This is a genomic window from Rhizobacter sp. (genome assembly GCF_031412075.1).
Classification (GTDB): Bacteria; Pseudomonadota; Gammaproteobacteria; order Burkholderiales; family Burkholderiaceae_C; genus Rhizobacter.
Genome location: NZ_JANOCG010000467.1, coordinates 1 through 9,707 on the forward strand (window position 1 = coordinate 1; position 9,707 = coordinate 9,707).

Here is a 9,707-nt window from a genome sequence, read left to right on the forward strand (position 1 = left end):
CATGCTGCAGTTGCTGGCCTCGGGCTGTTTGCTTGCAGCAGCCACCTGCGCCAGCGCGCAAGAAGAAGGCTCGCCTTACTACATCGGCGTGAGCCAGGCGTTCACGCACGAGTCGAACCTGCGCCGCACGGCCACCAATGAAGTCAGTGAAACGATTTCCAGCACCGGCGTTCTTGCCGGTGTCAACCAACGTTTCGGCCGGCAGCGCTTGCGAGCCGACGCATCGGCGCAGACCAACCGCTACCGCACCGACAGCACCCTCGACAACAAGAGCTACGGCCTGGCTGCCGAGCTGAACTGGGAAACCATCGAGTTCCTGACGGGCACGGTGAGGTACAACACCCGCAACAGCCTGTCCAACACTGCGACCGACGCCGGCGCCACCATCCTCAGTGACCTCACCACCGACGAAGCCGCCGCGACTGTGCGGTATGGGGTCACGTCTTACCTGGCGCTGGATGCAGGTTTCACCCACCGCAAGCTCAAGTACGACAACCCGGAGCTCTCGGATCGCAACTTTTCACAAGACACCGTGAACGCGGGCGTGAACTGGATCGTGGGCGCCAAGCTGACGCTCGGTGTCGCGCTTCGGTCCACGAAAGGCGACACACCCGAGTACCGTGTCACACGTGGGGCCCCACCCGCCAACGATGAGTTGAAACGGCGCGACGTCGATCTGCTGGCCACCTGGGTCCCTTCGGGCTTCAGCACTTTCAGCATGCGCGTGAGTTCCACCAAAGAGACGCGCTCGCTCGCCACCACCGGCGAACTGTCCGAAACCACCGGTTTGATCAGCTGGGCATACCAGCCCACGGGAAGGTTGAACTTCACCACCTCCCTGAGCCGCGACACCGGTGCCGAAACCACCTTTGCGGCCTCGTCGGCCGCTGGCGCGAGAACCGAGGCGGTGGACAACAACCGCCTGAGCAACACCCTGAGCCTGGAAACGCGTTACTCGCTGACAGGCAAAAGCTCGCTCAATGCCAGCCTGCGTCATCGCAGCGGCACCCAGAGCGATTCCAGGAAGGAAACGCTCAAGACCTACCTGCTGGGCGGGACCTACAACGCCACGCGCAACATCACGCTCGCCTGCAGCGTCACGCGCGAATCCCGCGACGTCGAGAGCAATCCGGCCTACAGGACGACCATCACCGGGTGTTCAGGCGAAGTGGCCCTGCGATGAGGGGCGCCGCCGCCAGCCGTCACATCGGGCTGGCACACTGAATGCTCCTCTCTGACCGTGCCCACTTCCCTTTGCCTACTCCCATGCCTCACATCGCGGTTCAACCAGTCATCATGGCCGGCGGCAGCGGCACACGCCTTTGGCCTTTGTCACGCGCCCAATACCCGAAGCAGTTCCTCGTGCTGCAGGGCAATCGCAGCCTGTTCCAGCAGGCCGGCTCGCGGCTGGCGGCGCTGGCCAGCGAAGGGCTCATCGTTTCGCCGCCCAGCGTGGTGGGCAATGAAGAGCACCGCTTTCTGATCCTGGACCAGTTGCGCGAACTGCCCTTGCCGCCCGCGACCGTGCTGCTCGAACCGATGGGCCGCAACACCGCGCCGGCCATGACGCTGGCCGCGCTGCACGCCTGCTCGGGCGGCGCTGACCCGGTCTTGGTGGTCACCCCCGCCGACCAGACCGTCACCGACGAGCCCGCCTTCACCGAAGCGCTACGCCAGGCCGTGCGCGAGGCGGCAGCAGGCGCGTTCGTGATCCTGGGCATCACCCCCGACCGTCCCGAAACCGGCTTTGGCTACATTCGCGCCAGCGCCGCCTCGGACGACTCGCAAGCGCTCAACGTGGCCCAGTTCGTCGAGAAACCCGACGCCGCCACCGCCCAGCGCTACGTCGACGAAGGCAGCTACTACTGGAACAGTGGCATGTTCGTCGTGCGCGCGTCGGTGTGGCTGAAGGCGCTGGAGCGCTTCCGCCCCGACATCGCCGCCGCCACACGCAGCGCGTGGGCCGCCCACACCGTCGACGCGAGCTTCGTGCGCCCTGGTAAGGCCGAGTTTGCGGCCATCCCGAGCGAGTCGGTCGACTACGCGGTGATAGAGAAGTGCCCGGGCTCCAGCGAGTTCGCCATCCGCATGGTGACGCTGTCGGCCGGCTGGTCCGATCTCGGCGCCTGGGACGCGGTCTGGCAGGTGAGCGACAAAGACGCCGACGGCAACGCCTCGGTCGGCGACGCCATCGTGCGCGACAGCCACGACACGCTCGTGCACGCGACCAGCCGCCTGGTCGGCGTGGTCGGTCTCGACAACGTGATCGTCGTCGAAACGCCCGATGCCGTGCTGGTGGCCGACCGCAGCCGCAGCCAAGACGTCAAACAGATCGTCGGCCAGCTGCAAAGCTCGGGTCGCAGTGAGCACACCTTGCACCGCCAGGTGCACCGCCCCTGGGGCTGGTACGACAGCATCGACTCCGGCCCGCGCTTCCAGGTCAAACGCATCATGGTCAAGCCGGGCGCGAGCCTGAGCCTGCAAATGCACCACCACCGCGCAGAGCACTGGATCGTGGTGTCGGGCACGGCCGAGGTGACCAACGGCGACAAGGTCATCTTGCTCACCGAAAACCAGAGCACCTACATCCCGCTGGGTCAGACCCACCGACTCGCCAATCCTGGCAAGGTGCCCCTCGAAATCATCGAAGTGCAGTCGGGCAGCTACCTCGGCGAAGACGACATCGTGCGCTTCGTCGACACCTACGGACGCAGCTAGACCCCCAGATGGACAAGAACGCCAAGATTTACGTCGCCGGCCACCGCGGCATGGTCGGCAGCGCCCTCCTTCGGCGCCTGAAAGCCGGCGGTTATGCCAACGTGCTGACCCGCACCCACGCCGAACTTGACCTGCTCGACCAGAAGGCCGTGCATGCGTTTCTGGCAACCGAAAAGCCCGACTACAGCTTCATCGCGGCGGCCAAGGTGGGTGGCATCCAGGCCAACAACGTCTACCGCGCCGACTTCCTGTACCAGAACCTGATGATCGAGGCCAACCTCATCCACGGCGCCCACCTGGCCGGGGTGCAACGGATGATGTTCCTCGGCTCCAGCTGCATCTACCCCCGCGACTGCCCGCAGCCCATCAAGGAAGACTACCTGCTGACCGGCCCGCTCGAGCCGACCAACGAGCCCTACGCCATCGCCAAGATCGCCGGCATCAAGCTCTGCGAAGCCTACAACGCGCAGTACGGCCGCCAGTACGTGAGCGTGATGCCCACCAACCTGTACGGCCCCAACGACAACTACGACCTCCACAACAGCCACGTGCTGCCCGCCCTGCTGCGCAAGGCGCACGACGCACGCGAGCGCGGTGACGCCGACTACGTGGTCTGGGGCAGCGGCACGCCGAGGCGCGAGTTTCTCTACGTCGACGATCTGGCCGACGCCTGCCTGCACTTGGCCGAGCAAAACTACAGCGGCCCGCTGGTCAACATCGGCACCGGTGTTGACGTGACCATCCGCGAGCTGGCCGAGTCGGTGATGGACGTGGTCGGCTTCAAGGGCCGCATCGTCTTCGACAGCAGCAAGCCCGACGGCACGCCCCGCAAGCTGATGGACGTGAGCCGCCTGGCCGGCCTCGGCTGGCGTGCCCGAACCAGCCTGCAAGACGGTCTGCGCATGACCTACGACACCGCGCCTTTCCGCGAAGCCGCGACACCCCAGATCTGATTCAAACCCGAGACGAACCATGTCCAGCAAAAAAGTAGCACTGATCACCGGCGTGACCGGCCAGGATGGCGCTTACCTCGCCGAGTTCCTGCTCAAGAAGGGCTATGAGGTGCACGGCGTGAAACGCCGCTCCAGCCTGTTCAACACCGACCGCATCGACCACCTCTACCAAGACCCGCATGTCGACAACAAGCAGTTCATCCTGCACTACGGCGACCTGACCGACAGCACCAACCTGATCCGCATCATCCAGCAGGTGCAGCCCGACGAGATCTACAACCTCGCGGCCATGAGCCACGTCGCCGTCAGCTTCGAGACACCCGAGTACACCGCGAATGCTGACGGCATTGGCACGCTGCGCATCCTGGAAGCCATCCGCATCCTGGGCCTGGAGAAGAAGACCCGCTTTTACCAAGCCAGCACCTCCGAGCTTTACGGCCTGGTGCAGGAGATCCCGCAGAAGGAAACCACGCCCTTCTACCCCCGCAGCCCTTACGCCGTAGCCAAGATGTATGCGTACTGGATCACCGTCAACTACCGCGAGGCGTATGGCCTGTATGCCTGCAACGGCATCTTGTTCAACCACGAGAGCCCGCTGCGCGGCGAAACCTTCGTCACGCGCAAGATCACGCGCGCCGTGGCCCGCATTGCGCTCGGCCTGCAAGACTGCCTGTACCTCGGCAACATGAGCGCCTTGCGTGACTGGGGTCATGCACGCGACTACGTCGAGATGCAGTGGCTGATGCTGCAGCAAGACAAGCCAGACGACTTCGTCATCGCCACTGGCGTGCAATACAGCGTGCGCCAGTTCGTCGAATTCGCGGGCAAGGAGCTCGGCATCACCATCACCTTCACAGGCGTGGGGGTCGATGAAGTCGGCACCGTCACCAAAGTCGAAGGCAACAAGGCCAAGTGCAAGGTGGGTGACGTGATCGTGCGTGTCGACCCGCGCTACTTCCGGCCCACCGAAGTGGAAACCCTGCTTGGCGACCCGAGCAAGGCCAAGCAGAAGCTCGGCTGGTCACCCAAGACCACGCTGCAAGAGCTGGTGAGCGAGATGGTCGAGAGCGACTACAACGCCGCCCGACGCGACAGCCTGGTCAAGATGGCCGGCTTCCAGGCCTACGACTACCACGAGTAAGGCAAGCGCCGCCGCGATGCTGCGCCCTGCGCTGTTTCTCGACCGCGACGGCGTGATCAACATCGATCACGCCTACGTGCACCGCCGCGAAAACTTCGACTTCGTTGAAGGTATCTTCGATTTGTGCCGCCTGGCGCATGAACGCGGCTACCTGATCTTCGTCGTCACGAACCAGGCGGGCATCGGGCGAGGCAAGTACACCGAACAAGACTTCCATGCCCTGACCGACTGGATGTGCGAGGTTTTCCGGGCCGAGGGCGCACCCATCACCCAGGTCTACTTCTGCCCCTATCACGCGGAGCACGGGGTCGGTGCCTACAAGCTCGACTCACCGTTTCGCAAACCCAACCCCGGGATGATCCTGCAGGCAGCACTTGAGTTTGATGTCGACCTGGCGGCCTCGGTGCTGCTGGGCGACAGCGAAACCGACATCCAGGCCGGTGTGACCGCAGGCGTGGGTCGCAATCTGTTGTTTTGCCCGCCTGGCCACAAGGCCGCCGAGGACACGATCGCAGGTGCCGTGGTGACCGCTCACCATGAGGTGGGCCGATACCTGATCTGACCCCGTGGGCCGTATCACACGAGCCGCATCGCACTACTGCGTCGCAACGGCCTTGCGGCAGGTGTAGATCACATAGTTGCCGAGGTACGCCGACAGCCGCGGGTGGTTGACGTCCAGCCAGCGGATCGTCTTCCAGGCCAGGCGGCCAAAACCCCGGTATTCGGTGACGCCCTGGTTGAACTGATTCGACGGAAGCGCGTAGCTCACCGCCGACACCTCGCCACCGCGCTGCAAGCGCCGCCGCATCCAGCCGATCGGCATCGGCTGGTAGGGAATCGGCGATTTCGACTTCAGGCGATTGAGCAGGCGGCCCAACAGTGGGGTGTCGGCCAACACGCGGCGCGCCAGGCGAATCGGGAAGAGAAGCGGGCGCGGGTTGGCTGCGACGATGACCACAACGCCCCCTGGCCGCACGACCCGGACAAACTCCGCCAGCGCCGCCTCCTGGGCCTTGGGGTCTTCGATGTGGTAGATCATGTGCGCGGTGTAGACCGCGTCAAACTGCCCCTCCTGGAAGGGCAGTTTGCAGACATCGGCAGCGCGAAATTCGTGCGGGATGCTGACATGGGCAAGGGAGGCCCGCGCCATGTCGAGCCCCACCTCCGAGAAGTCGACGCCGGTGTAGCAAGAGCACAGGGCGACCACCTGCTGGTCCGGATTGCCCCCGCAGCCACACTCCAACAGGTTCAGCGGCCCGCCTGCGCTCAAGAGCGAATTGCGTACACGATCCATGTGCAGCTTGTAGAGCTCGACCCGTATCGGGCCGTCTTCTTTGGTGCCGAAGAGTTTGCGATCGACCGATTCGCCGCCCTCTTCCTTCCAGCCTTTTTCCTCGTAGAAGCGTTTGGTTCGTTCCGTTCCAGTCAGCTTGTCCATGGCTTTGCCTCGGTGTGAAAGGGGAACGAAGAACGCAGAGGCCGTCAGGCTTTCACTTTATCGGCGTAACCGTTGGGGTAACGCTGGTGCCAGGCCCAGGCGGTCTCCACCGTGCGCTTGATGTCGTAGAACTCCGGCTTCCAGCCCAGCTGCGTCTTGAGCTTGGTCGGGTCGGCCACGAGGGCCGGCGCATCGCCTGGGCGGCGGGCGGTGATTTCCAGCGGAATCTTGCGGCCGGTCACTTCCTCGCAAGCGCGGTGCACCTCCTTCACCGACTGGCCGTTGCCGGTGCCGATGTTGAACACCTCGGCCGTCGTGGGCGTGGTCGCCGTGATGGCCAGCATGTGCGCTTGTGCCAGGTCGTCGGTGTGCACGTAGTCGCGGATGCAGGTGCCGTCGGGTGTGGGGTAGTCGTCGCCGTAGAGCATGAGCTTGTCGCGCTGGCCCAGTGCCACTTGCAGCAGCAGCGGGATCAGGTGCGTTTCGGGGTCATGGGCCTCACCGAACTCGCCGTCGCGGTCGGCGCCCGAGGCGTTGAAGTAACGCAGGATGGTGAAACCCAGGCCATACGCATGGGCGAAGTCGCGGATCATCCACTCGACGGCGAGCTTGGTGCGTGCATACGGGCTGCACGGGATCTGCGCTGCCGTCTCGTTCATCGGCACGACCGGGTTGTCGCCATAGGTCGCGCAGGTGCTGGAGAAGAGCATGCGCTGGATGCCCGACTGGCGCATCGCGCGCAGCAGGCTCAGCGTGCCGGCGATGTTGTTGTTGTAGTGGTGGTCAGGGTTGGTGACCGACTCGCCCACGTAGGTGGCGGCGGCGAAGTGCATCACTGCCTCGCTGCCATGCGCCTTCATCACACCCGCGAGTGCGGCCGTGTCGGCAATGTCACCCTTGACCAGCTTGCCCGCGGGTACAGCGGCTTCATAACCTTCGGAGAGGTTGTCAAAGGCGATGGCATCGTGGCCTTCGGCGAGCAGCTTGCGCAGGCAGGCACTGCCCACATACCCCGCTCCGCCAGTGACGAGCACTTTCATGGTGTGTATCCCTTCAGTCAGTTGAAACGGTGGGCGAAAACCTGGGGTGCAGCAAGACGCGCGCCGTCCAGAGCTTCGAGGTTGCCAATGTCGCGGTGGTACCCGCCGTGCACGTGGCCGTGCATGCGGCCCACGAACTTGGGCAGAACGTGAAAACCCAGGTCGAAGGCCTGCAGGTCGGCCATTTCACGCCAGGCGTCTGCCGTTACGGCGTAGACGCCGGCGTTGGCCAGGTCGGAGCGTGGTTCGGCCGGTTTTTCGACGAAGTCGATCACCCGCCCCCGGGCGTCAAGCTCGGCAATGCCGCAGGCGCGCGGGTTGGGCGCATGGAACAGCAGCATGGTCATGGGCAAGCCGTGCGAGCGGTGGGCCCGCAAGAAGGAGCCCACATCGAGATCGGAGAGGTTGTCGGCGTAGACGATGAGCACGTCATCGGCGTCGTCGGCCCAGGCGCGGTTGTGAGACAACGTGCCGGCCGAACCCAGCAGCACCGGCTCGTAGGCCTCGACCGCATGAAAGCCCTGACGCGACTTCTCGGCCAGGTAGGCACGCACCACATCGGGCAGGTGGTGGTTGTTGACCAGCACCTCGCGGATGCCGGCATCCCGCAGCGCATCGAACCAGTAGTCGAGCAAAGGCTTGCCGGCGATCTCGACCAGGCACTTGGGCACCGTCTCAGTCAACGGCCGCAGCCGCGTGCCCAGCCCGCCGGCGAGCAGCAGCGCCTTGGTGCGAAGGGGCGCGGTTTCGCTCACGCCTTGTTAACCGAACGCACCACGTTGAGCGCGGCCATCTGCTGGTTGCAGTAATCGAGGATCTGCGCGGCGTTGTCAGCCGTCAAAAGCCAGCCCTTGTAGGCCTCCACACTCTCGTGCACGGTGCGCGTGGGATTCCAGCCAAGATTTTTCAGCTTGCTCACATCCGAGCAGATGTGGCGTGTGTCGCCGAAGCGGAACTTGCCGCACGGCTCGGCCTGGTAGCCCTTGGCGCCAAACACATCGGCCACCACCGTGGCGAAAGACGCCACCGTGTGCGGGATGTCGCCACCCACGTTGAACATCTCGTAGTTGGCACGTTCGTCGCGCAGCACCAGCAGGTTGGCGTCGACCACGTCTTGCACGTTGACGAAGTCGCGGATCTGCTGGCCGTCTTCGTAGATCATCGGCTCACGGCCCAGGTGAAAGCTCAAGCTGAACACGCGGCAGGCGCCGCTGTAGGCGTTGTAGAAACTCTGGCGCGGGCCCTGCACGATGGAGTAGCGCATGGCCACACTCGGGATGCCATAACGTTTGCCCAGCGACAGCGCCACACGCTCTTCGGCGATCTTGGACAGGCCGTACTGGTTCTGCGGGTTGGCCACGGTTTCGTTGGTGCGTTGCCATTGCAAGGCCCCGGTGAACCCAGTCGGGGCTTGCACGTCCCACAGCCCGCGCTCCAGCTGTTCGGTCGGGCGGATGTCGGGCAGCACGGGTTTGCCATTGGCATCCAGGTACAGCCCTTCGCCCAAAGCCGCCTGGCTGGAGGCCACGATCACCTTCTTCACCGGCAGCTTCTCACGCACGATCAGCTCGTAGATCAACGCGGTGCTGGTCACGTTGACGTCGAAGAAGCGGCTGAAGGTCGGCAGGTAGTCTTGAAACGCCGCCAGGTGGTAGACGTAGTCGCAGCCTTGCAACGCGTCGAGCAACACCTTGGCGTCGCGCACGTCACCGCGGATGAACTCGATGCGCGAATCCAGGTACGCCGGCACGGCATGGCCCGGGTGCACCGGCTCTTCGAGCGAGTCGAGCACACGCACTTGATAGCCATCGCGCAACAGCGCGTCGGCGGTGTGGGAGCCGATGAAGCCGGCCCCGCCGGTGATGAGCACTCTCACTTGTTCGTCCCTCGGATCACTGGTTGTGTGTCACTGGTTGTGAAGCAGCCGCTGATGGTCGCTGATGAAGATCACACGCCCACCACGGCGGTCGATGTCGAGCGTGAGCTCGCGCGGGTGGCCGAGCGCCTCGCGGATCATGTTGTGGCGCTCTTTCGGGGCCACCAGCAGCAGGAAGCCACCGCCGCCAGCACCCAGCAGCTTGCCACCCTGAGCGCCCAGCTTGCGTGCCTGTTCGTACCAGGCGTCCACACGCTCCATGCTGATGCCGAAACCGAGGGAGCGCTTCAGCTCCCAGCCCTGGTGCAGCAGCTTGGCAAACTCATCCAGGCCGTTGGCGCCGGTGATCGCCACGCGCATCTCCTGCGCCAGGTCGCGCATCTGGCGCAACACCGGCATGCGGTCCTTGGTGCCTTCGCTCTGGCGCTTCAAGATGCCGTCGGCGTCGCGCTGCTGCTCGGTGTAGAGCAGCATCATGCGGCTCGACAGCTCCTGCAGCGTCTCGCGCGGCGCCGACACCGTCGACGTGGAGCCGGTGCCG

The 9,707-nt window shown here is 64.6% G+C and carries 9 protein-coding genes and 1 pseudogene; 5 read left to right on the forward strand and 5 right to left on the reverse strand.

The window, feature by feature from the left end:
- From RMO40_RS17675 to RMO40_RS17695, 5 genes are all read left to right on the forward strand, one after another.
- The coding region (locus RMO40_RS17675; protein ID WP_309724246.1) for a hypothetical protein at window positions 1-1,183 on the forward strand (1,183 nt) is incomplete at its 5' end.
- Window positions 1,184-1,266: 83 nt separating this feature from the next.
- Window positions 1,267-2,718, forward strand: a complete 1,452-nt coding sequence (locus RMO40_RS17680) for a mannose-1-phosphate guanylyltransferase/mannose-6-phosphate isomerase (RefSeq protein WP_309724248.1) — start codon at window positions 1,267-1,269, stop codon at window positions 2,716-2,718.
- Between the two features lie 8 nt (window positions 2,719-2,726).
- A complete protein-coding gene (locus tag RMO40_RS17685; protein ID WP_309724249.1) occupies window positions 2,727-3,671 on the forward strand; it encodes a GDP-L-fucose synthase in 945 nt (314 codons plus the stop codon).
- A gap of 19 nt (window positions 3,672-3,690) precedes the next feature.
- A complete protein-coding gene (gene gmd / locus RMO40_RS17690) occupies window positions 3,691-4,812 on the forward strand; it encodes a GDP-mannose 4,6-dehydratase (protein WP_309724251.1) in 1,122 nt (373 codons plus the stop codon).
- Window positions 4,813-4,828: 16 nt separating this feature from the next.
- The gene (locus RMO40_RS17695; protein WP_309724253.1) at window positions 4,829-5,374 is read left to right on the forward strand and encodes a D-glycero-beta-D-manno-heptose 1,7-bisphosphate 7-phosphatase; all 546 of its coding nucleotides are present in this window, start codon (window positions 4,829-4,831) and stop codon (window positions 5,372-5,374) included.
- Window positions 5,375-5,407: 33 nt separating this feature from the next.
- Here RMO40_RS17695 and RMO40_RS17700 read toward each other — a convergent pair whose 3' ends face one another.
- The 5 genes and pseudogenes from RMO40_RS17700 to RMO40_RS17720 form a co-directional block, all read right to left on the reverse strand.
- Window positions 5,408-6,250, reverse strand: a complete 843-nt coding sequence (locus RMO40_RS17700; protein ID WP_309724255.1) for a methyltransferase domain-containing protein — start codon at window positions 6,248-6,250, stop codon at window positions 5,408-5,410.
- Between the two features lie 44 nt (window positions 6,251-6,294).
- Entirely contained in the window at window positions 6,295-7,290 is a 996-nt protein-coding gene (galE, locus tag RMO40_RS17705) for a UDP-glucose 4-epimerase GalE (protein ID WP_309724257.1), read from the reverse strand.
- Between the two features lie 17 nt (window positions 7,291-7,307).
- A complete protein-coding gene (locus RMO40_RS17710; protein WP_309724259.1) occupies window positions 7,308-8,045 on the reverse strand; it encodes a sugar phosphate nucleotidyltransferase in 738 nt (245 codons plus the stop codon).
- Window positions 8,042-9,166 carry an SDR family NAD(P)-dependent oxidoreductase gene (locus RMO40_RS17715; RefSeq protein WP_309724261.1) on the reverse strand — a complete coding sequence of 375 codons (1,125 nt, stop codon included), beginning with the start codon at window positions 9,164-9,166 and terminating at the stop codon, window positions 8,042-8,044. Before RMO40_RS17715 ends, RMO40_RS17710 begins: the two co-directional genes overlap by 4 nt.
- A 30-nt stretch (window positions 9,167-9,196) precedes the next feature.
- Window positions 9,197-9,707 (reverse strand): annotated as a pseudogene (locus RMO40_RS17720) (hypothetical protein); the annotation flags it as partial.

Bases quoted from the DNA above. Each gene is read 5' to 3' on its own strand.
- RMO40_RS17700 (WP_309724255.1), bottom strand. From the start codon at position 6,250: ATGGACAAGCTGACTGGAACGGAACGAACCAAACGCTTCTACGAGGAA.
- RMO40_RS17680 (WP_309724248.1), top strand. From the start codon at position 1,267: ATGCCTCACATCGCGGTTCAACCAGTCATCATGGCCGGCGGCAGCGGC.
- galE (WP_309724257.1), bottom strand. From the start codon at position 7,290: ATGAAAGTGCTCGTCACTGGCGGAGCGGGGTATGTGGGCAGTGCCTGC.
- gmd (WP_309724251.1), top strand. From the start codon at position 3,691: ATGTCCAGCAAAAAAGTAGCACTGATCACCGGCGTGACCGGCCAGGAT.
- RMO40_RS17695 (WP_309724253.1), top strand. From the start codon at position 4,829: ATGCTGCGCCCTGCGCTGTTTCTCGACCGCGACGGCGTGATCAACATC.
- RMO40_RS17685 (WP_309724249.1), top strand. From the start codon at position 2,727: ATGGACAAGAACGCCAAGATTTACGTCGCCGGCCACCGCGGCATGGTC.